20 protein-coding genes are annotated in these 21,508 nt (G+C 58.6%); 4 read left to right on the top strand and 16 right to left on the bottom strand.

Features of this window, described 5'->3' with window-relative positions; all coding sequences use genetic code 11:
* Positions 1–9 precede the first annotated feature (9 nt).
* The 6 genes from glgA to D7S44_RS23710 all read right to left on the bottom strand — a co-directional run bounded on the left by glgA (position 10) and on the right by D7S44_RS23710 (position 8,680).
* Complete coding sequence (glgA, locus tag D7S44_RS18190; protein WP_120457238.1) at positions 10–1,443, bottom strand: glycogen synthase GlgA; 1,434 nt, start codon at positions 1,441–1,443, stop codon at positions 10–12.
* Between the two features lie 70 nt (positions 1,444–1,513).
* Complete coding sequence (glgC, locus tag D7S44_RS18185; RefSeq protein ID WP_120457236.1) at positions 1,514–2,800, bottom strand: glucose-1-phosphate adenylyltransferase; 1,287 nt, start codon at positions 2,798–2,800, stop codon at positions 1,514–1,516.
* Between the two features lie 10 nt (positions 2,801–2,810).
* On the bottom strand, positions 2,811–4,787 hold the full coding sequence (glgX, locus tag D7S44_RS18180) for a glycogen debranching protein GlgX (protein ID WP_120457234.1): 1,977 nt from the start codon (positions 4,785–4,787) through the stop codon (positions 2,811–2,813).
* Entirely contained in the window at positions 4,784–6,967 is a 2,184-nt protein-coding gene (gene glgB, locus D7S44_RS18175) for a 1,4-alpha-glucan branching enzyme (protein ID WP_120457232.1), read from the bottom strand. Before glgB ends, glgX begins: the two co-directional genes overlap by 4 nt.
* 357 nt (positions 6,968–7,324) lie before the next feature.
* Positions 7,325–8,434 (bottom strand): aspartate-semialdehyde dehydrogenase, encoded by a 1,110-nt coding sequence (gene asd / locus D7S44_RS18170; RefSeq protein ID WP_120457230.1) that lies wholly within the window; start codon positions 8,432–8,434, stop codon positions 7,325–7,327.
* 12 nt (positions 8,435–8,446) lie between these two features.
* Positions 8,447–8,680 carry a hypothetical protein gene (locus D7S44_RS23710; protein WP_167456980.1) on the bottom strand — a complete coding sequence of 78 codons (234 nt, stop codon included), beginning with the start codon at positions 8,678–8,680 and terminating at the stop codon, positions 8,447–8,449.
* Here D7S44_RS23710 and D7S44_RS18165 point away from each other — a divergent pair.
* The gene (locus D7S44_RS18165) at positions 8,655–9,248 is read left to right on the top strand and encodes a YhgN family NAAT transporter (protein ID WP_120457228.1); all 594 of its coding nucleotides are present in this window, start codon (positions 8,655–8,657) and stop codon (positions 9,246–9,248) included. The two genes, D7S44_RS23710 and D7S44_RS18165, sit on opposite strands and share 26 nt — an antisense overlap.
* Before the next feature lie 30 nt (positions 9,249–9,278).
* Entirely contained in the window at positions 9,279–9,440 is a 162-nt protein-coding gene (locus D7S44_RS23555) for a hypothetical protein (protein ID WP_158591281.1), read from the top strand.
* Between the two features lie 38 nt (positions 9,441–9,478).
* On the opposite strand, the gene gntU is transcribed toward D7S44_RS23555, so the two are convergent.
* From gntU to D7S44_RS18145, 4 genes are all read right to left on the bottom strand, one after another.
* Positions 9,479–10,819 carry a gluconate transporter gene (gene gntU / locus D7S44_RS18160; RefSeq protein ID WP_120457226.1) on the bottom strand — a complete coding sequence of 447 codons (1,341 nt, stop codon included), beginning with the start codon at positions 10,817–10,819 and terminating at the stop codon, positions 9,479–9,481.
* Between the two features lie 2 nt (positions 10,820–10,821).
* Positions 10,822–11,358: a gluconokinase gene (gene gntK, locus D7S44_RS18155; RefSeq protein WP_120457224.1), complete on the bottom strand. Its 537-nt coding sequence runs from the start codon at positions 11,356–11,358 to the stop codon at positions 10,822–10,824.
* Positions 11,359–11,497: 139 nt separating this feature from the next.
* Positions 11,498–12,493, bottom strand: a complete 996-nt coding sequence (gene gntR, locus D7S44_RS18150) for a gluconate operon transcriptional repressor GntR (protein WP_120457222.1) — start codon at positions 12,491–12,493, stop codon at positions 11,498–11,500.
* A 92-nt stretch (positions 12,494–12,585) separates the two neighbouring features.
* Positions 12,586–13,281, bottom strand: coding sequence for a pirin family protein (locus D7S44_RS18145; RefSeq protein ID WP_120457220.1), 696 nt, complete (start codon positions 13,279–13,281; stop codon positions 12,586–12,588).
* A gap of 360 nt (positions 13,282–13,641) precedes the next feature.
* Here D7S44_RS18145 and D7S44_RS18140 point away from each other — a divergent pair, with 360 nt between their 5' ends.
* Positions 13,642–14,133, top strand: coding sequence for a GNAT family N-acetyltransferase (locus D7S44_RS18140; RefSeq protein WP_120457218.1), 492 nt, complete (start codon positions 13,642–13,644; stop codon positions 14,131–14,133).
* Positions 14,134–14,173: 40 nt separating this feature from the next.
* On the opposite strand, the gene ggt is transcribed toward D7S44_RS18140, so the two are convergent.
* Positions 14,174–15,925 carry a gamma-glutamyltransferase gene (gene ggt, locus D7S44_RS18135; RefSeq protein ID WP_120457385.1) on the bottom strand — a complete coding sequence of 584 codons (1,752 nt, stop codon included), beginning with the start codon at positions 15,923–15,925 and terminating at the stop codon, positions 14,174–14,176.
* A 189-nt stretch (positions 15,926–16,114) separates the two neighbouring features.
* On the opposite strand from ggt, the gene D7S44_RS18130 reads away from it, so the two are divergent.
* The gene (locus D7S44_RS18130; RefSeq protein ID WP_120457216.1) at positions 16,115–16,393 is read left to right on the top strand and encodes a DUF2756 domain-containing protein; all 279 of its coding nucleotides are present in this window, start codon (positions 16,115–16,117) and stop codon (positions 16,391–16,393) included.
* Here D7S44_RS18130 and ugpQ read toward each other — a convergent pair.
* The 5 genes from ugpQ to ugpB form a co-directional block, all read right to left on the bottom strand.
* The gene (gene ugpQ, locus D7S44_RS18125) at positions 16,390–17,133 is read right to left on the bottom strand and encodes a glycerophosphodiester phosphodiesterase (RefSeq protein ID WP_120457215.1); all 744 of its coding nucleotides are present in this window, start codon (positions 17,131–17,133) and stop codon (positions 16,390–16,392) included. The genes D7S44_RS18130 and ugpQ overlap by 4 nt on opposite strands.
* Entirely contained in the window at positions 17,130–18,203 is a 1,074-nt protein-coding gene (locus D7S44_RS18120) for a sn-glycerol-3-phosphate import ATP-binding protein UgpC (RefSeq protein ID WP_120457213.1), read from the bottom strand. Before D7S44_RS18120 ends, ugpQ begins: the two co-directional genes overlap by 4 nt.
* Positions 18,204–18,205: 2 nt before the next feature.
* A complete protein-coding gene (gene ugpE / locus D7S44_RS18115) occupies positions 18,206–19,051 on the bottom strand; it encodes a sn-glycerol-3-phosphate ABC transporter permease UgpE (protein ID WP_120457211.1) in 846 nt (281 codons plus the stop codon).
* On the bottom strand, positions 19,048–19,935 hold the full coding sequence (gene ugpA, locus D7S44_RS18110; protein WP_120457209.1) for a sn-glycerol-3-phosphate ABC transporter permease UgpA: 888 nt from the start codon (positions 19,933–19,935) through the stop codon (positions 19,048–19,050). Before ugpA ends, ugpE begins: the two co-directional genes overlap by 4 nt.
* Positions 19,936–19,997: 62 nt before the next feature.
* Positions 19,998–21,314 carry a sn-glycerol-3-phosphate ABC transporter substrate-binding protein UgpB gene (ugpB, locus tag D7S44_RS18105; RefSeq protein WP_120457207.1) on the bottom strand — a complete coding sequence of 439 codons (1,317 nt, stop codon included), beginning with the start codon at positions 21,312–21,314 and terminating at the stop codon, positions 19,998–20,000.
* Positions 21,315–21,508: the final 194 nt, after the last annotated feature.

Below are 21,508 nucleotides of genomic sequence, written 5' to 3'. Positions count from 1 at the left end.
AGTCTCTCGTTACAGCAAACGTTGGTAAAGATCGCGGTAAGCCTGTGCGGCCACTTGCCAACTAAAATCCATCCCCATCGCCTGTCGCTGAACGTAACGCCACAGAGAAGGGCGGGACCACAATACAAAAGCACGTCGAATCGCCCGTAACAGCGACCAGGCGTTGCTGTCTTCAAAGCTGAATCCGCTGGCGATGCCGTCAGCCAGGTTCTCCAGCGAGCTGTCGTTAACCGTATCGGCCAGGCCGCCCGTACGCCGCACCAGCGGCAGGGTGCCATATTTCAGGCCGTAGAGCTGCGTCAGGCCGCAGGGTTCGAAACGGCTCGGCACCATGATGACGTCCGCGCCGCCGACAATGCGGTGCGAGAAAGCCTCATGGTAGCCAATCTGCACGCCGACGCTGCCGGGATGCTCCGCCGCCGCGGCCAGGAAGCCCTGCTGCAGCTCGGCGTCCCCCTGCCCCAGCAGCACCAGCTGGCCGCCCTGCGCCAGCAGGCCAGGCAGCGCTTCCAGCACCAGATCCAGTCCTTTCTGCCGGGTCAGACGACTGATTACCGCGAACACCGGCACGCTGTCATCGACCTTCAGCCCCATCGCGATCTGCAGCTGACGTTTATTTTCAGCCTTCGCTTCCAGCGTGTCGCGGTTATAGCGCGCGCTGAGCAGCAGATCGTGCGCCGGATCCCAGATGCCAGGATCGACGCCGTTCAGGATGCCGCTGAGGCGTCCTTCGCGCAGCCGCTGCTCCAGCAGCGCCTCCATGCCGTAACCGAACTCTGGACGCGTGATTTCATGCGCATAAGTCGGGCTAACCGCAGTAATGTGATCGGCATAGAAGAGGCCCGCCTTCAGGTAGGAGATCTGTCCGTAGAACTCCAGGCCGTGCATAGCGAAGAATTCTACAGGCAGCTCGATTTCATCCAGATGACGGGCGTTGAAGAGTCCCTGGTACGCCAGGTTGTGCACGGTAAACACTGACTTTGCCGGTCGTCCGCGCGCCTCCAGATAGGCGCAGGTCAGGCCCGCATGCCAGTCGTGCGCATGCACGATATCGGGCTGCCAGTAAGTATCCAGCCCGCAAGCGATTTCACAGCCCATCCAGCCAAGCAGAGCAAAGCGCAGATAGTTATCCACATAGGCGAACTGCGACGTATCGTGATACGGGCTGCCGGGTCGATCGTAAAGTTCCGGCACGTCGATCAGATAGATGCCCACGCCGTTGAAATGGCCAAACAGCAGCCGTGTCGGACCGGCAAAGGTCTGCAACTCGGCCACGACCTCCGTTTCAGGAATCCCCTTGCGCAGGTCGGGAAAAGCGGGCAACAGCACCCGCGTATCCGTTCCGTCCGCAATTTGCGCCTGTGGCAATGCCCCAACAACATCAGCCAACCCGCCGGTTTTTAGCAGCGGAAAAAGTTCTGAACAGACATGTAAAACCTGCATCCTCGGCCTCTTAATTAGTGATCGGGCGCGATCCTCGCGTCGATTATATGGTGCTTTTTATCGTTGTCGGCTACGCGCTGGCCAGCCTGGCAAGCATGGCGCGTGTGACCAGAACGATACCCTCTTCTGAACGGTAAAACCGACGACTGTCCTCGTCAGGATTCTCTCCTATCACCATGCCTTCCGGCAGCACGCAGGCGCGGTCGATCACGCAACGACGCAGGCGGCAGGATCGTCCTACCACCACGTCAGGCAGCAGTACGGCGGAATCGATATTGCAAAAAGAGTTAATGCGTACGCGTGGAAACAGCACGGAATTCACCACGACTGAGCCAGAGATGATGGTGCCGCCGGAGATCAGCGAATTCATCGTCATTCCATGGCTGCCCGAGCGGTCCTGCACAAACTTGGCGGGCGGCAACGGCTCCATATGCGTACGGATCGGCCAGGTATGGTCATACATATCCAGCTCCGGCGTCACCGATGCGAGATCGAGATTAGCGCGCCAGTAAGCCTCCAGCGTCCCCACGTCGCGCCAGTAAGGCGGCGAGTTTTCATCCTGCTGTACGCAGGAGAGCGTAAACGAATGGGCGTACCCTTCGCCGCTCGCCACCACCTTCGGCAGAATATCTTTGCCGAAGTCGTGATTGGATTCAGGCTCCTGCAGATCTTCTTCCAGCAGCTGATAGAGATAATCGGCGTTAAACACGTAGATCCCCATACTGGCGAGCGCCTGAGTATCGTCGCCTGGCATGGCAGGCGGCTGCGGCGGCTTCTCTACAAAGTCGATCACTTTATTATTTTCATCCACGGCCATGACGCCAAAGGCGGTCGCTTCATGAAGCGGCACGGGCAAGCAGGCGATGGTGCACTTCGCGTTGGCGTCGACGTGGTCGAGCAGCATGCGCGAATAGTCCATTTTATAAATATGATCGCCAGCCAGAATCACGATGTATTGCGCCTGATAGCGGCGAATAATGTCGAGATTCTGCGTTACGGCGTCTGCGGTGCCGCGATACCAGTGTTCCGTTAGCGTGCGCTGCTGCGCCGGCAGCAAATCCACAAACTCATTCATCTCTTCGTTGAAGATAGACCAGCCGCGCTGAACGTGCTGCGTTAGCGTGTGCGACTGATACTGGGTAATGACGCCGATACGGCGTATCCCCGAGTTAATGCAGTTCGAGAGCGCAAAATCGATAATGCGAAACTTGCCGCCGAAATGCACGGCCGGCTTGGCGCGTTTGGCGGTCAGGTCTTTCAGGCGCGTGCCTCTTCCCCCGGCGAGGATTAGCGCAACAGTCTGTGTAGGGAGCTGGCGGGCCAGCATCAGGTGATCAGTTCTGTCTAACTTAACCATGTCTGACTCCTTATGATTGCTTTTGGAACACGCACACACCGTGTGCGGGACCATGCCAGACAGTCGACAAAATGGGATTGTCATCCCCGGCGAAAGGAGGAACGGCACGCCATTCTCCGTCTGGTAAGGCGATGTCACTCACCGAATCCGTGGCGTTTATTGTTATTAACCAGCGGCCGGAGAGCAGAATCTGCATTCTGTGCGCCTTCTGTTCCCACTCCTCTCGCTGCAGTGGCCTGCCGCTGGAATTTAGCCACTGCACATTGCCGTCGCCCTCTTGCCACCAGCGATCGGCGGTTAACGCCGGGATCTGCTGACGCAAACGGATCAGGGCGGCGGTAAAATCTACCAGACTGCTCTCTTCTTCCTGCCAGTCGAGCCAGGTCAGGAGGTTGTCCTGACAATAGGCGTTATTGTTGCCGCGCTGGCTGTGGCCGCGCTCGTCGCCCGCGAGCAGCATCGGGGTGCCCTGCGCCAGCAGCAGCGAGGTCAGCAGCGCATGGGCGCTAAGGCGGCGACGCTCAATCACGTCGAAATTGGCGCGCAGCCCCTCCACGCCGTGGTTATGGCTGAAATTGCCGTTGCTGCCGTCGCGGTTGTCCTCGCCGTTGGCCTGATTGTGCTTATGGTTAAAGCTCACCAGGTCACGCAGCGTAAAACCGTCGTGCGCGGTAATCAGATTAACGGCGGCGTGCGGCAGTCGGCCGTCACGCTGAAACAGGTCGCTGGAAGCGGCGAAGCGCCGGGCGAACGCGCCGTTGCTGACGTCGCGATGCAGCCAGAAGCGCCGCATATCGTCGCGGAAATGGTCATTCCACTCGGCGAACAGGGGCGGAAAATTGCCGACCTGATAGCCGCCGGGACCAATATCCCAGGGTTCGGCGATCAGCTTGACCGTTGAGAGCAGCGGACAGGCTTTGATCGCCTCAAACAGCGGCGCGTGCGCTGAAAAATCGGGCGTGCGTCCCAGCACCGACGCCAGGTCGAAGCGAAAGCCGTCGACATGGCAGACGCGCACCCAGTAGCGCAGCGCTTCCAGCGCCCAGTTCATCACCTGGGGATCGCTGAGGTTCAGGGTATTGCCGCATCCGGTCCAGTTTTCATATTCGCCCTGCGGGCTAAGCCAGTAGTAGCTGGCGTTATCGACGCCGCGCAGCGACAGCGTCGGGCCGATCTCCTCCAGCTCGGCGGTGTGGTTGAACACCACGTCCAGCACCACTTCAATGCCCGCCGCGTGCAGGTTTTTCACCGCCTGCTGAAACTCCTGCAGAGGCGTCGCGCTCTCCTGCGAGGCGTAACGCGGATCGACGGCCCAAAGGGCGAAAGGGTTATAGCCCCAGTAATTGCTTAGCCCAAGGCGCTGCAGACGCGGCTCGCTGGCGAAATGGGCTACCGGCAGCAGCTCCAGCGTGGTAATGCCGAGATGGCGCAGGTAGTTCACCATAACAGGATGGCCGAGCGCGGCGTAAGTCCCGCGCAGCGATTCCGGAATTTCCGGATGTCGCTGCGTTAACCCGCGCACGTGCGCCTCGTAAATCACCGTGTTGCCCCAGGGCGTGCGCGGGGCGATATCCCCTTCCCAGTCGAAATCTTCCGCCACCACCAGCGACTTAGGCGCCACTGCGGCGCTGTCCTGCTCATCAGGCCGATCGATGCCGCCATAGATGCGCGCGTCGTCCGTCACCTCACCCTCCACCGCACGGGCGCAGGGATCGACCAGCAGCTTGGCTGGATTAAAGCGGTGTCCGCGTTCCGGCGCCCAGGGGCCGTATACGCGGAAGCCGTAGCGCTGGCCCGGTTTCAGCGCGGCTACATAGCCGTGCCAGATATCGCCGGTACGCGCTGGAAGTTCGAAACGCCGCTCCTGCCCCTCGTTAAACAGGCAGAGTTCGACGCGCTCGGCATGCCGGGAAAAGAGCGTAAAGTTTACGCCCTTGCCGTCGTAACTGGCGCCAGGTGGCTCAGCACGTCCCGGAAGCAGCGTCATTCCGCCTCCTTCACCAGCCAGATGGTAGCGAGCGGCGGCAGCGTCAGCGACAGCGACAGCGGTCGGTTATGGCTGTAGATCTCATCGGTATGCACCACCGGGTTACGCGTATCGCTACCGTGATAGCTGTGCTGGTCGGTGTTGAGCACTTCGCGCCAGTTGCCTGCCTGATTAACGCCGAAGCGATAGTTATGGCGCGGCACTGGCGTAAAGTTACTGGCGACGATAATCTCGTTGCCGTCGCGATCGCGACGCACAAAGACGAACACCGAATTTTCGCGATCGTCGACAACCAGCCACTCGAAGCCAGCGGGATCGAAATCGAGCTGATGGAGCGGCGCATAGTGGCGATAGGTATGGTTCAGATCGCGCACCAGCCGCTGCACGCCGTGATGCCAGTTATCGGCGCCCTCCAGCAGATGCCAGTCAAGGCTGACGTCGTGGTTCCACTCTCTGCCCTGAGCGAACTCGCCGCCCATAAACAGCAGTTTCTTGCCGGGGAAGGCCCACATCCAGCCGTAGTAGGCGCGCAGGTTGGCAAACTTCTGCCAGGCGTCACCCGGCATACGGTCAAGCAGCGATTTCTTGCCGTGCACTACTTCGTCATGGGAAAGCGGCAACATAAAGTTTTCGGTGTAGTTGTACATCATGCCGAAGCTCATCAGATCGTGATGATGGCTGCGGTACACCGGGTCGAGCTTCATGTAGTCGAGCGTGTCGTGCATCCAGCCCAGGTTCCACTTGTACCAGAAGCCGAGGCCGCCCGCTTCCGGCGGACGCGATACGCCGTCGAAGTCGGTAGACTCTTCGGCGATGGTGACGCTGCCCGGCGCCGCGCGTCCCAGCGTGCGGTTGGTGTAGCGCAGAAAGGCGATGGCTTCGAGATTTTCCCGGCCGCCATAATGGTTCGGCACCCATTCGCCTTCGGCGCGGCTGTAGTCGCGGTAAATCATCGAGGCCACCGCATCGACGCGCAGTCCGTCGATGCCGCAGCGTTCTATCCAGTAAAGCGCGTTGCCCGCCAGATAGTTGCTCACTTCGCGGCGGCCAAAGTTGTAGATCAGGGTGTTCCAGTCCTGGTGAAAGCCTTCACGCGGATCGCTGTGCTCATACAGCTCGGTGCCGTCAAACTTCGCCAGGCCGAAATCGTCGCTGGGGAAGTGGCCTGGCACCCAGTCCAGCAGCACGTTAAGGCCCGCCTCGTGCGCGGCATTGATAAAATAGAGGAATTCGTCGCGCGTGCCGAAGCGCCGCGTCGGCGCATACATGCCGAGCGGCTGATAACCCCAGCTGCCATCGAAAGGATGCTCATTGACCGGCAGCAGCTCGATATGGGTAAAGCCCATCTCTTTGACGTAGGGCACCAGCTGCTCCGCCAGCTCTTTGTAGCTGAGCCAGAAATTATTCTCGGTATGACGCCGCCACGAGCCGAGGTGCACCTCATAGACAGAAATCGGCGCGTCAAATTCGTTGCGCGCCTTACGCTCCTCGGGCATCTCGACCTTCGGCGGCAGGCCGCAAATCATCGACGCCGTTTGCGGACGCATTTGCGCCTCAAACGCGTAGGGATCCGCTTTAATGCGCAGATGGCCTGTATGATCGACGATTTCGAATTTGTAGAGCTGCCCGTTGTACGCGCCTGGCACGAACAGCTCCCAGATGCCCATTTCACGGCGGAAACGCATCGGATGACGACGGCCATCCCAGAAGTTGAAATCGCCTACTACTGAAACGCGCTGCGCGTTGGGCGCCCAGACGCTAAAGCGCGTGCCGTGCACATCGTCAATCACCGCAGCGTGTGCGCCCAGGGTTTCGTAAGGACGCAGATGGGTCCCTTCCGCCAGCAGCCAGGCATCCATCTCCTGCAACAGCGGACCAAAGCGATAGGCGTCGTCGATCAGGTTTTGCTGACCGTGCCATTCCACCGCCAGCTGGTAGCGAAACATATTCTTGCGGCGTGGCACCACCGCGCTGAAAAAGCCGCGCGGATCGAGGCATTTCAGCTGGGCGACTTTACGCCCCGTGTTGGTTTCGATAACCCATACTTCCGAAGCGTCGGGCAGCAGCGCCCTGACTTCCAGCCCGTTGGCTGTCTGGTGCATCCCCAGTAAGGCGAAGGGATCGGAATAATTACCCGCAAACAGGGCATTGATCGCCAGGCGATCGGGAAGCTCTGACATGACTTTCTTCCTGTGATTATGTGGCAGGCGAAATGAGCGCGGCTTTTGCCACGCATCAGGTGCGCTGCTCTTCATTGAGCCATGCGTACAACGGCAGAGAAAGGAAACCGCTCCGTGGGAAAATAACTTTGCCGTGTACAACAACTATTCAGTGCGAAATACAAAACAGTCAACAACCGGCACATCATTGTTAAATCATAGCTTGGGCTTGCAAGTTGCCAGCCCGGAAAGCAAAAAATTATTGGCGGGGACGTAAAAAAGGGAAGCCGATCACTTACAGACGGTAAGCGGTTTGACTTATTTCAGAATAATCAGGTAAGAGGCCGGGAAAATCCCGGCCTCGCTTAGTTTTTTATTTTAGTCCACCAGCAGACGCAACATGCGGCGCAGCGGCTCAGCTGCGCCCCACAGCAGCTGGTCGCCGACGGTAAAGGCGGAAAGATATTCCGGCCCCATATTGAGCTTGCGCAGACGGCCGACCGGCGTGGTCAGCGTGCCGGTCACCGCCGCAGGCGTCAGTTCGCGCATGGTCAGCTCGCGGTCATTAGGCACCACTTTCACCCACTCGTTATGCGACGCCAGCAGCTGTTCGATTTCCGCCAGCGGCACATCTTTTTTCAGCTTCAGGGTAAATGCCTGGCTGTGGCAGCGCAGCGCGCCGACGCGCACGCACAGGCCATCGACTGGGATCGTCTGCTGCGTGCCGAGGATTTTGTTGGTTTCCGCCTGGCCTTTCCACTCTTCGCGGCTCTGGCCGTTGTCGAGCTGCTTATCGATCCAGGGAATCAGACTGCCAGCCAGCGGCACGCCGAAATTATCGGTAGGCAAGGTGCCGGAGCGGGTCAGCTCAGTGACGCTGCGCTCGATGTCGAGGATAGCTGAAGCGGGATCCTGCAGCGAGGTGGCGACGTGGTTATGCAGCATGCCCATCTGCGTCAGCAGCTCGCGCATATGGCGCGCGCCGCCGCCGGAAGCGGCCTGGTAAGTGGCGACCGAAGCCCACTCCACCAGATCCTGAGCAAACAGGCCGCCCAGCGACATCAGCATCAGGCTGACGGTACAGTTGCCGCCGACGAAGGTCTTAATGCCGTTGTCGAGACCCTGACGAATCACCTGATGGTTTACCGGATCGAGAATAATGATGGCGTCATCTTTCATGCGCAGCGTCGAAGCCGCGTCAATCCAGTAGCCCTGCCAGCCGCTTTCACGCAGCTTTGGGTAGACTTCACTGGTATAATCGCCGCCCTGACAGGTGATAATGATATCCAGCGCCTTGAGCGCCTCGATATCAAACGCATCCTGCAGCGCACCTGTGGACTTGCCGCCAAACGTCGGCGCAGACTGTCCCAGCTGCGAAGTGGAGAAGAAGACCGGATTAATAACGTCAAAATCACGCTCTTCGCTCATGCGCGACATCAGCACGGAGCCGACCATACCGCGCCAACCAACAAAACCTACATTCTTCATTTTCTGTCCGTCTCAGTCAGCGCTAACAGCCGACCTGCTTACCGAAGGGAAGAACGGAATGGTGTTTTCACTCCGCTCTGCGTCATAAATGGATTTACCTGTGAACAACAACTCTACAAAATGCAGCTTTTCTGGCAAGTGAATTAATTCGATTAAGCCAACTTTTTCAGCAGCGCGGCTAATAACCTCGCGCCGGGATGTAAGGGATAACGTAAAACAAATGACTGAAATGATTTCTGTAACCATTTTACTGCTGCTTATTATGGATCCGCTGGGCAACCTGCCGATTTTTATGTCGGTATTAAAGCACCTGGAGCCGAAGCGGCGGCGTGCGGTATTGATCCGCGAGCTGCTGATTGCGCTGGTGCTGATGCTGCTGTTTCTCTTCGCGGGCGAACGCATTCTGACCTTTCTTAATCTGCGCACCGAAACGGTCTCAATTTCCGGCGGCGTGATCCTGTTCCTTATCGCTATTCGTATGATTTTCCCGTCGGGCGAAAGCAGCACCAGCGGACTGCCCGCCGGCGAGGAGCCGTTTCTGGTGCCGCTGGCGATCCCGCTGGTCGCCGGCCCCTCGCTGCTCGCCACGCTGATGCTGCTGTCGCATCAGTATCCTAATCAGATGGGGCATCTTGTCGGCGCGCTGCTGATCGCCTGGGGCGTGACGGTAACGATTCTGCTGCTGTCGGGCCTGTTTTTGCGGCTGCTGGGCGACAAAGGCGTCAATGCGCTGGAGCGCCTGATGGGGCTGATACTGATTATGCTGGCGACGCAGATGTTCCTGGACGGCATTCGCGTCTATCTGAAGCTATAGCGGCGTTGCACAGAGGATCGCTTACTGGCTTTGCATGAACCTGCGCTTTCGGGCAAAACGCCCTGTGACGGCCTGCTGAATATAAATAAGCTGGCCAGCAAAATATTATTAAAACAGCGCGGTGAGGAAACAGCGGGAAGAGCAGAAAAAAACAAAATTGTCGGCGGCAAAGTTGAGTTTTTCGAGGCGTAGCAGAAGAGCCACCGCGCGCTGGCGCGGTGGCTCAGGATTTACGACAGCAGTTGAAAGGCAATCATGCCGACAATCGCGCCGACGGTGCCGAGAATCGTCTCCATCAGCGTCCAGGTCTTCAGCGTTTCCCCTTCGGTCGCGCCGGTAAAGCGGCCGAACAGCCAGAAACCCGCGTCATTAACATGGCTGATAATAATGGAGCCGCCGCCAATGCAGATTGAGAGCGCCGCCAGCTGCGCGCCGCTGTAGTGCAGCGGTTCGATAACCGGCATCACCAGCCCGACCGTCGTGAGGCAGGCAACCGTCGCTGAGCCCTGAATCACGCGCACCGCGCCAGAAAGGATAAAGCAGGCCAGCGCAACAGGCAGCCCCGCGCCGGTCAGCGCATGGCCCAGCACCGGGCCGACGCCGGAATCTACCAGCACCTGCTTGAACACGCCGCCTGCGCCGATGACCAGCAAAATAATGCCCGCGGGTTGCAGCGCGCTGCCGCACACCTGCATCACTTTCTCTTTATCCATGCCCTGACGGTAAGCCAGACCGTAAATCGCCACCAGACAGGCGAGCAGAATCGCCGTAAAAGGATGGCCGATAAACTCCAGCCATTCATACAGCGTAGAGCCTTGCTCGGTGAAGCGTGCGCCGATGGTCTTTAATCCTACCAGCATGAGCGGGAACAGGATCAATGCCAGGCTGAAGCCGAACGACGGCAGCTTCGCCGCGTCAACGTCCGGCTGGTGATCTTCCGGCGGCGCGCTAAAGGTCACGCGGCGCGCAATCAGCGAGCCAAACAGCGGACCGGCGATCAGCATGCCGGGGATCGCGGCGCAGAGCCCCAGCAAAATCATCCAGCCAAAATCGGCGTGCATCTGCGAAGCCAGCAGCATCGGCGCGGGGCCCGGCAGCAGAAAGGCCGCCGACGCCGCCACGCCGGCGAACAGCGGGATCACCAGCTTCACCAGGTTGTCATGGGTACGGCGCGCCACCGCAAAGGCGATACTGATCAACAGCACAACCGCCACTTCAAAGAAGAGCGGCAGCGCGCAGATAAGACCCGCGATGCCCATCGCATAGTGTGCGCGGCTTTCGCCGAAGGTTTTCAGCATGCGGATAGCGATCTGATCGACCGCGCCCGTCTCATGCAGGATTTTGCCGAACATCGCGCCCAGCGCGACAACAATAGCCAGAAAGCCCAGCGTGCCGCCCATGCCCTTCTGCATGGTGTCCGCGATCTTGTCCAGCGGCATGCCGGAACAGAGACCCGCACCAATTGATACCAGCATCAGCGCGACAAAGGCGTGCATACGCGCTTTCATCACTAAAAAAAGCAGCAGCAGGACAGAGCCTGCTGCAGTTAACACCAGCGTTGCGGTACTCATGACTAACCCTTGTTGATGGCTTTCCCGATAGCCGCAACCGTAGCCGCAACAACCTCGTCAACGGAATGATTGATATCCACCGTCAGCACGTCCGGCTCGTCAGCGCCCGGCTCTTCCAGCGTGGCGAACTGCGTCACCAGCATTTGGGGTTTAAAGAAGTGGCCCTTACGCGCCTTCAGGCGTGACTCGATAGTGTCGAAATCGCCCTTGAGGTAGATAAAGCGCAGATTGTCATTGCCCTGACGCAGGATGTCGCGGTAACGCTTTTTCAGCGCGGAGCAGACGATAATGGAGATTGCCTGCGTACGCTGCATGGCGAACGCAGCGTCATTGAGCGCCTGCAGCCACGGCTGTCGATCGTTGTCGTCCAGCGGATGACCTTCGGCCATTTTTAAAATATTGGCGCGCGGATGGAGAAAATCGCCGTCGAGAAAAGCGGTATTGAGCTGGTGAGAAACCTGATTAGCGACAACGGATTTACCGCTGCCTGAAACGCCCATCAAAATAAAGACATGATGAGACGAGGATTGAGTGGTCATTTTTCTGCTCCGGCAGGTAAATTCGCCAATGTTACCGATAACAATAGTGGTTGCCATTGTGTTAAGCACATTACGGACTGGCAACCCTGTTTAGCCGGAAAAGCACGAAAGTGTGAGCTGACTCATAAAAACGCCAGATTCAGATGCTGCCGCCTTCGCTAATAGCAAAACCAATATCCAGCGGCGCGGAGACGCTGAAATCACCGCTGATGCGCGCCAGCAGCATGGCGGCCGCTTCACGTCCCATGCGTTCGCGCGGCGTCAGGACGGTGGCCAGCTTCGGCGTCACCACCTGACTAATATCATGGCCGTGAAATCCGGCGATCGCCATTTGCGTCGGCACTTTTAATCCCTGGCGCTGGCATTCGAACATGGCGCCGACGGCCAGGTCGTCGTTGGTGCAGAACAGGCTGTCGGTTTGCGGATAGCGACGCTGCGCCTCGCACAGCAACATACCGCCCGCGCTGAAAGAGGAGGCCTCTTCCATCATCACGCTACGCGGTTCCAGCCCCGCTTCGCGCATCGCTTTCTCATAGCCCTGCTGTTTCTGCAGGGTACGCTCATCGAGACGCGCCCCCAAATAGACCGTATGGCGATGTCCTTTGCTCAGTATGGCGTGAGTCATCTGGCGCGCCGCTTCGACGTTATCGAATCCCACCGCCATATCAAGGCAGGGCGATACGCTGTCCATCATCTCAATCACCGGAATACCGGCCACTTCCAGCATGCGCAGCGTGGCAGGCGTATGGGTGCGCTCGGTCAGGATCACGCCGTCGATGTTCCAGCCCAGCAGCGAACGCAGCTGTAGCTCCTCTTTTTGCGGACTGTAGCCGAAATGGGCGACCAGCGTCTGGTAGCCCGCTTCATCCGTCACCGCTTCGATGCCGCGCAGAACGTCGGAGAAAACCTGATTGGTCAGCGAAGGCAGCAGCACGCCGATGGCGCGGCTGGTGGCGTTAGAGAGCATATCCGGCGCGCGATTGGGTATGTAGCCCAGCTCATCAAGCGCGACGGCGATCTTGTCGCGCAGCGGCGCAGAAACCTGCTCAGGATTGCGCAGGTAGCGGCTGACGGTCATTTTCGTTACGCCGACACGATCGGCAACGTCCTGTAATACCGGTCTTTTTTTCTTCATCGTAAGCGCCCAGGGTCACAATTACGACGAGTCTATCACTATTCGGCCGCAGATTTGTAAGCAGGGCGCGACAGTGCGCGCCCCGTCACCGCTTAGACCGGCGGCAGATCGAACAGCAGCACTTCCGCGTCGCTGCTGGCCTCAATCGTCAGGCTGGCTTCATCCCAGATGGCAAAAGCGTCGCTGACGCCGGCGGTTTCGCCGTTGACGCGGATATCGCCTTTGACGACCTGAATCCAGACGCGGCGTCCCGTTTCAATCTCGACGGCATCTCTTTCGCCCGCGCTGAATACCCAGCGCGACAGTGTCATATCCTGATAGACCTTCAGCGAGCCTTCGCGCGCGTCCGGCGTCAGCACAAACTGGCGGCCTTTTACGTCGGGAAAACGGCGCTGAGCGTAACGCGGCTCAATGCCAGTGCGCTCTGGAATAATCCAGATTTGATAAAGGTGCAGCGGGTCGCTGCTGCTGGCGTTGTACTCAGAGTGACGCACGCCGGTGCCCGCGCTCATGATCTGAAATTCCCCTGCCGGGATCTGCTCTTTATTCCCCATGCTGTCCTGATGCTCTACGGTGCCGGAAAGCACGTAGGTCAGGATCTCCATATCTTTATGGGGATGAGTGCCGAAGCCCTGCCCGGCAGCAACGATATCTTCGTTAATGACGCGCAGCGCCGAGAAGCCCATAAAATTCGCATCGTGATAGCTGGCGAAAGAGAAAGTGTGCCAGCTATCAAGCCAGCCGTGGTTAGCGTGGCCGCGTTCTTCTGCTTTGCGTAAGTAGATCATGTTCAGTTCTCCTCAATGTTTTAAAACAGTTTGAACCTGAGCCGAACCTATTGATAGCTGAAAAACTTCACGCCTCTGTTCAAAAATAGTGAACAAGCGCAGAGAGGATGGTGAGCGCTGCTGAATGAGCTAACAGGAAAGCGGGATAAAAAAAAGCCAGCACCCGGCTGGCTAAAAAATACTGGAAGCAATGTGAGCAATGTCGTGCTTTCCGGTTTGTCTGGCGACGCCCCGAGAACGCATCGCAATAATAATCATTATCATTCGCGTCTGTAAAGCCTTTTATGATCTTTTCTGTTGATTATTAATAAGGTTTCCTTGATGTTTGAAGGGTTTTCCGCCCACACAAGGAGCAAGAAGATGAGCGAGATTGTTGTTCGACACGTAGCGCCTGATGATGCCGCCGCCCTGCTGCATATCTACAGTCAGCCGGACACCATGGCGAATACGCTACAGCTCCCGCTGCCTTCGCTGCAAAAATGGCAGGAGCGGCTAAATCATCTTTCTCCGACGGGACATTCGCTGGTCGCCTGCATTGAAGGAAAAGTTGTCGGACAGCTGACGCTGGAGGTCATCGCCACGGCGCGCCGCCGCCACTGCGCCACCCTGGGCATGGGGGTCGATCAGGATTATCGCAACCGCGGCGTCGGCAAAGCGCTGCTCGGCGCGGCGGTGGATCTCTGTGATAACTGGCTACAGGTCACGCGCATGGAGCTGACGGTGTTTGCCGACAACCCTGCCGCCATCGCTTTGTATCGCCATTTCGGTTTTGAAATCGAGGGGACGGCGAAGGGATATGCTATGCGGCAGGGCGAAATGATCGATACGCACTATATGGCGCGGCTGAAATAGAAAACGGGGCCAGACCGCTGGCCCCGTCTGTTTCTCTGGCTTAATAGCCGGCGCTCAAATCTCCCGGGGTACGCGGGTCCGATGCGCCATACAGCGTGCCGTCCGGCCCAATCATAATGCTCTGCGTACTGCCCATCGCAGGCAGCACCTTCACATGCTGACCCTTATTCTCCAGCAAACGCAGCGTATCGGGGCTGAACCCTTTCTCAACGCGCAGCTGATCCGGCAGCCACTGATGATGGAAGCGCGGCGCACTAGTCGCTTCCGCGACGTTCATCCCGAAATCGACACTGTTCACCACCATTTGCAGCACGGTGGTAATAATGCGGCTGCCCCCCGGACTGCCGGTGACCAGCCAGGTTTTACCCCCTTTCGCCACAATGGTCGGCGACATCGAAGAGAGCGGACGCTTGGCAGGCTGCACCGCGTTCGCTTCGCCACCGACTAAGCCGTAAACGTTCGGCGTACCCGGCTTCGCGGAGAAGTCATCCATCTCATTATTCAGCAGAATGCCGCTGTTACCCGCCACGATGCCGCTGCCGAAATTGGTGTTAAGGGTGTAAGTTACCGCTACTGCCGTGCCCTGCTTGTCTACCACCGAGAAGTGCGTGGTCTGGTTGCTCTCATAAGGCTCCAGCTTGCCGGGCTTGATCTCGCTCGACGGACGCGCTTTCGCCACGTCAATCTGCTGCGCGATCGACTTTGCGTAGGCTTTGCTGGTCAGCGCCTGCCAGGGCACCTTTACAAAATCGGGATCGCCGAGGTACTCCGAGCGGTCAGCATAGGCGTACTTCTCCGCTTCGGCGATAACCTGCATCGCGTCGGCGCTGCCAAAGCCCATTTTCGCCAGATCGAAATTTTCCAGGATATTAAGGATCTGCACAATATGGATCCCGCCCGATGAGGGCGGCGGCATTGAAAAGACCTCATAGCCGCGATAAGTGCCGCTGACGGGCTTACGCTCGACGGCGCGGTAGGCCGCCAGATCCGCTTTGCCGATCAACCCGCCGTGCTGCGCCATCTCACCGGCGATCTCGTCAGCGATTTCGCCCTTATAAAAAGCGTCCGGCCCCTGCTGCGCAATCAGCTGCAGACTGTGGGCGAGGTTTTTTTGCACCAGACGATCGCCTGTCTGCCACGGGGTGCCATCAGGTTTGAAGAAGATAGCTTTACTGTTGGGATGAGCGAGCAGCACCTCTTTGCCGTAGGTTTTCAGATCGTCCGCCAGCGCGTCGTTGACGATATAGCCGTCGCGCGCCAGCTTAATCGCCGGGGCCAGCAGCGTGCTGAGCGGCAGCGTGCCATATTTTTGCGCCGCCAGCGCAAAGCCCGCTACGCTGCCCGGCGTGCCGGAAGCGAGGTGCGACGTCAGCGACAGCTTGCTGTCGGCGTTGCCCTGCTTGTCGAGGAACATATCGCGTGAGGCGCGGGCCGGCGCCATTTCACGGAAATCGATAGAGGTGGCGCGACCGGAAGCGGTGCGCAGCAGCATAAAGCCGCCGCCGCCGAGATTACCCGCCTGCGGGTGGGTAACCGCCAGCGCGAAGCCGACAGCGACGGCGGCGTCCACCGCATTGCCGCCCTGCCGCAGGATATCCACGCCCACCTGCGTCGCCAGCGCATCAACCGAGGCGACCATGCCGTGCTGCGCTCTGACCGGATGAAAGGTATCATCCTCGACGCCATAGGAGACGGGCGGCGCGCTGGCAGGCGCGGCATCGGCGACGCTGACTACCGTTAAACTCATCATCACAGCCCAGCCAAGCTGGCGTATATTTCCTCGCATCATCATCATCCCTCTACCCTTTTCAGTTATTTACATTTGTTATCACGCAGGCAAGTCTTTACAAGAACAACTAAAAAATAACATCTAAGTCAAATTCGGTGCGTTCCTGGGAGAGAAGTTTGTGAGGTTGCTAAACTTATAGCTGCGGCCATGGCAGATCAGATGCCGTTAAGGCCGCCTGACGGAGGAAGTTACATGAAAAAATGGTTAATCGTTTTTGCCGCACTGCTGCCGCTTAGCGGTATGGCTAATATGCTGAACAATACTAATCAACCTAATCAGCCGGGCTACAACCCGAGCCAGCAGCGTATGCAGACGCAGATGCAAATCCAGCAGCAGCAACAGCAGGGCAAACTGCAGCAGGATCAGCAGCAGCAGACGCAGCAGATACAGCGGAAACTACAGGAGCAGCGGAGCAGCGCCCAGCAGCGCGTGATTAATGCGCAGCCGGGACAGCAGCAGAACCGTAATTAACGGAAGTCGGGGCCGATGATGTCGATGCGATCGGTGCAGATGGCGTCAACGCCCCATTCCAGCAGCGTACGCGCCCGGTCAGGATCGTTCACCGTGTAGACCAGAATATGCAGACCGGCGGCCTTCAGCGCCGAGACGCGCTCTGCGTCGAGCAGCTTATGGTTAAGGTGAATTGAGACACAGGCGAGCGCCGCGGTTTTTGTTTGCCACTCCTCATCCCACTCATCCAGCAGCAGGCCACGCGGCAAGTCGGGCTCCGCCTGCATTGCCGCCTCCAGCGCCTCATAAGAGAACGACGACAGCAGCGGCGCAGTCATCCCCTGCCACAAACGCTTCGCCGCATGAGCGATGGCGCGGCCGGTTTCCGCTTCGCTGCCGGTAGTGGGTTTGATTTCAATATTCGCCATCATGGCATGCTGCCGACAGCGCGCCGCGACGTCAGGAAGCAGCGCCAGCGGTTCCCCGTCAAACGCCTTGCCGAACCAGCTGCCCGCGTCGAGCTGCGCCAGTTTTTCCCACGGCAGATCGCCCGCTACGCCCCAGCCGTTGCTGGTGCGATCGAGCGTATCGTCGTGCAGCAGGAAAATCTGTTTATCCTGCGACAGCTTAGCATCGAACTCGATCATGGTATGACCCAGCTCCGCGCCGACGTCGATCGCCGCCAGGGTATTTTCCGGGGCCAGTTTGCCGCCGCCGCGATGGGCGACGATATGAGGATAGGGCCAGCTGTGTGTGTTCATTCCAGACGCTTTTCGGTAGTTGAATCGAAATAGTGTAACGCATCCGACGGCAGATGCAGCCACAGCGTGCTGCCCGCCTGCGGCCGCTCGCTGTGCGGCAGACGCACCACCAGCGGCGTCTCGCCGATGCGCCCGTGAGCCAGATTGTCCGCGCCGAGCAGCTCCAGCGTCTCTACGCGCAGCGGAATGCCATCGCGCTCATCCGGGCTGACCCGTACATGCTCAGGACGAATGCCGAGCGTGACGGCGCGATTAGCCCACTTCGCTTTGCTGTCGCCGAGCGGCAGGGAGTGCGAGTTATCGATATTGAAGCGCGTACCGTCGCTGCCAATCTGGCCGACCAGCAGATTCATCGCCGGCGCGCCGATAAACGAGGCGACGAACTGGCTGGCGGGACGCTCATAAATGTCTACCGGCGTGCCGATCTGCTCGACAAAACCTTTGTTCAGTACCATCACGCGCTGCGCCAGCGTCATCGCCTCGACCTGATCGTGCGTCACATAGAGGCTGGTGGTTTGCAGACGGCGATGCAGCTGCTGAAGCTCAAGCCGCATCTGAACGCGCAGGCGCGCGTCCAGGTTGGAGAGCGGCTCGTCGAACAGAAACACCGACGGCTCACGCACGATAGCGCGTCCCATCGCCACGCGCTGGCGCTGTCCGCCGGAAAGCTCGCGCGGACGGCGGCTCAGCAGCTGATCCAGCTCCAGACTGCGCGCCGCCTCCAGCACGCGCAGGCGGATATGCTCTTTGCTCATCCCGCGGATCTTCAGCCCGTAGGCCATGTTCTCTTCTACCGTCATATGCGGATAGAGCGCGTAGTTCTGGAACACCATGGCGATGCCGCGATCTTTCGGCTCCATCTGGGTGACGCGCTTGTCGTCGATATAGATATCGCCGGAGGTGACGCGCTCCAGCCCCGCCACCATGCGTAGCAGCGTCGATTTGCCGCAGCCGGAGGGACCGACCATCACCATAAATTCGCCGTCGTTAACGGTGACGTTAAGCGGCTGAATGATTTGATTCTTGCCGTCGTAAGACTTGGTTACCGCCTGAAGGGTTACGCCTGCCATGCTTATTTCTCGCTCTCGACCAGGCCACGCACGAACGCGCGCTGCATGACCAGCACCACCACCACCGGTGGGATCAGGGTTAATAACATTGCCGCCATGACTTCGTTCCACTGCGTCGGCGATCCGCTGGTAGAGATCATGCTTTTGATCCCCGCTACCGCGGTGCTGAGCGAGGCGTCGTTGACGATCAGCAGCGGCCAGAGATACTGGTTCCAGCCGTAAATAAAGGTGATAACGAAAAGCGCCGCGAGGTTAGTTTTCGACAGCGGCAGCACGATATCCCAGAAGAAGCGCATCGCGCTGGCACCGTCGATGCGCGCCGCCTCGATTAGCTCGTCCGGCAGCGACATAAAGAACTGGCGGAACAGGAAGGTCGCCGTGGCCGACGCCATCAGCGGCAGCGTCAGACCGCTGTAGCTGTCGAGCATATTGAGGTTGGAAATCACCTGTACCGTCGGAAAGATACGCACCTCGACCGGCAGCATCAGCGTGATAAAGATGAGCCAGAAAAAGAGCGTGCGCAGCGGAAAGCGGAACCAGACCAGTGCAAAAGCGGAGAGCATCGACACCGTGATCTTGCCGACGGTGATGCCGAACGCCATGATCAGGCTGTTAAGCAGCATCAGGCTAAAAGCCGGGCCGCTGCCGTTAACGCCCTGCGTCCAGATGCGCGAGACGTTCTCCCACAGATGGGTTCCCGGGATGAGCGTCATCGGCACCTGATAGACCGCTTCGTTATCCAGCGTGGCGGCGACAAAGGCGACGTAGAGCGGAAACAGAATAGTGAGCACGCCCAGCACCAGCAGCGTGTGGCTGAAGATATCCAGCCCGCGACGGTTTTCAATCATTGGTACTGTACCTTACGCTCAACGAAGCGGAACTGAATAACGGTCAGGCCGATAACCAGCAGCATCAGCACTACCGACTGGGCCGCCGAAGAGGAGAGATCCAGCCCGGTAAAACCTTCACGATAAATTTTGTAGATAAGCGTAGTGGTCGCCTGCACCGGACCGCCGCCGGTCGCGGCGTCAATAACCGGGAAGGTGTCGAAGAAGGCGTAGATCAGGTTCACCACCAGCAGGAAAAAGCTGACCGGCGTAATCAGCGGCAGCGACAGATTGAAGAAGCGCCGCACCGGACCGGCGCCGTCGATCGCCGCGGCTTCCACCAGCGATTTCGGAATCGACTGCAGCGCCGCGAAAAAGAATAAAAAGTTGTAGCTCATCTGCTGCCAGATCGAGGCCACCACGATCAGGAACATCGCCTGGCCGCTGTTCTGGGCATAGTTCCAGTTGTAGCCAAGCTGGTTAAGGAGATGGCTAATCAGGCCGAGGCCGGGATTGAACAGAAACATCCACAGCACCGCCGCGACCACGGGCGCCACCGCGTAAGGCAGCAGCAGCAGCGTCTGGTAGAGTTTGCGCAGCCGAATAACGTAATCCACCAGCGCCGCCAGCAGCAGCGACAGCACCATGCCGCATACCGTCACCAGGGTGCTGAAGACGATAGTGGTCCAGAAGGCGTCGAGGTAGTAGCTGTCCTGAAACAGACGCCTGAAGTTTTCGAAGCCGACAAAGGTGCTGGAGATGCCGAACGGGTCAAGGCTCTGCAGCGAATACCACAGGGCTTCGCCCGCGGGCCAGAGGAAAAAGATAGCGGTAATCAGCAGCTGCGGCAGCACCAGCAGATAGGGCAACAGACTGGTGCGGAACACCGGGCGAGATGAAGACATAGCGTACTCTGTCTGAGAAAGAGAACAGGGTCGGCGCGCGCCGACCCTTTTACCGAACGGAATTACTTCACTTGCTGTTCAAAGCGGCGCAGCAGCTCGTTGCCGCGTTTCACCGCGTTATCCAGCGCAGCCTGTGGCGACTGTTTGCCGGTCCAGACGCCTTCCAGCTCCTCGTCAACCACGGTGCGGATCTGCGGCATATTGCCCAGACGCATGCCTTTAGTGAACGGCAGCGGATCTTTGTTCAGCATCTGACGCGTCGCGATATCCGCGCCAGGGTTCTTGTCATAGAAGCCCTGCTGCTTGCTCAGCTCGTAAGCCGCGGTGGTGATCGGCAGGTAGCCGGTTTTCTGATGCCATTCGGCAGCGATTTCCGGCTGCGCGAGGAACTGCATAAACTCCGCGACGCCCTTATAGGTGTCGGCGTTTTTGCCCTTCATCACCCACAGGCTGGCCCCGCCGATAATGGCGTTCTGCGGCGCGTTCGGCACGGTTTCGTCATACGGCATCATGCCGACGCCGTAGTTGAATTTGGCGTAGTGCTTGATATCCGCCAGCGAACCAGAGGAGGCGGTAGTAATACCGCAGTCGCCGTTATAGAACTTGGCGGTGGACTCGTCTTTACGGCCAAAGTAGGTGAAGTCGCCTTTCTTGTTCATATCCTCCAGCATCTGGATATGGCGTACCTGCACCGGCTTGTTAAATTCCAGCACCGCATCGGTGCCGTCGAAGCCGTTGTTTTTGCTGGCGACCGGCAAGGCGTGCCAGGCGCTGAAGTTTTCGATCTGGATCCAGCCCTGCCAGCCGCTGGCGTAGCCGCAGGTCAGGCCCGCTTTACGCAGCGCGTCGGCATCTTTCGCCAGCTCCTGCCAGGTTTTCGGCGGCTGGTCGGGGTTCAGGCCCGCTTTTTTAAAGGCGTCCTTGTTGTAGTAGAGCACCGGCGTGGAGCTGTTGAACGGCTGAGAAATCAGATGGCCGCTGGCATCGCTGTAGTAGCCCGCCACGGTCGGCACGAACTGTTTTTCGTCAAAGGGGATGCCCGCGTCCTGGAAAACCTGATGCACCGGCACGATCGCCTTCGAGGCCATCATGGTTGCGGTGCCGACTTCGTAAACCTGCAAAATGGCTGGCGCTTTGCCGGAACGTACCGCTGCGATGCCTGCCGCGAGGCTCTGCTCGTAGTTACCTTTGTAGGTTGGAACAATTTTATAGTCGGGATGCGCCTGGTTAAAACGTTGCGCCAGAGAGTCGACTTCTTTGCCTAACTCGCCCTCCATAGAATGCCAGAAAGGAATCTCAGTGGCGGCCAGCGCATTGCCGCTGATAGCCAGGCCCAGAACCGCACTCATCAGGCTACGACGAAAAGTAAACACGGACATAGAATTTTCCTGTGCAGGTAGGTACGCGCGATATCACGCATTTTTTGTTCGCGGTGTAACATGACACGGGGAAATGACGGATTAATAACAGATAAATGACAGCCGTATGACGGCAAGATGAAAGGGTTTAGCTGACCTTTTTAACAGACTACAGCCGCGGGCCACTGTCGACGCAGCCAGATTACGGACGGCCA

This window comes from Pantoea piersonii (genome assembly GCF_003612015.1).
Lineage (GTDB): Bacteria > Pseudomonadota > Gammaproteobacteria > Enterobacterales > Enterobacteriaceae > Pantoea > Pantoea piersonii.
Note: the sequence above shows the minus strand (reverse complement) of the source record. Positions and strands in the feature narration are given on the sequence as shown.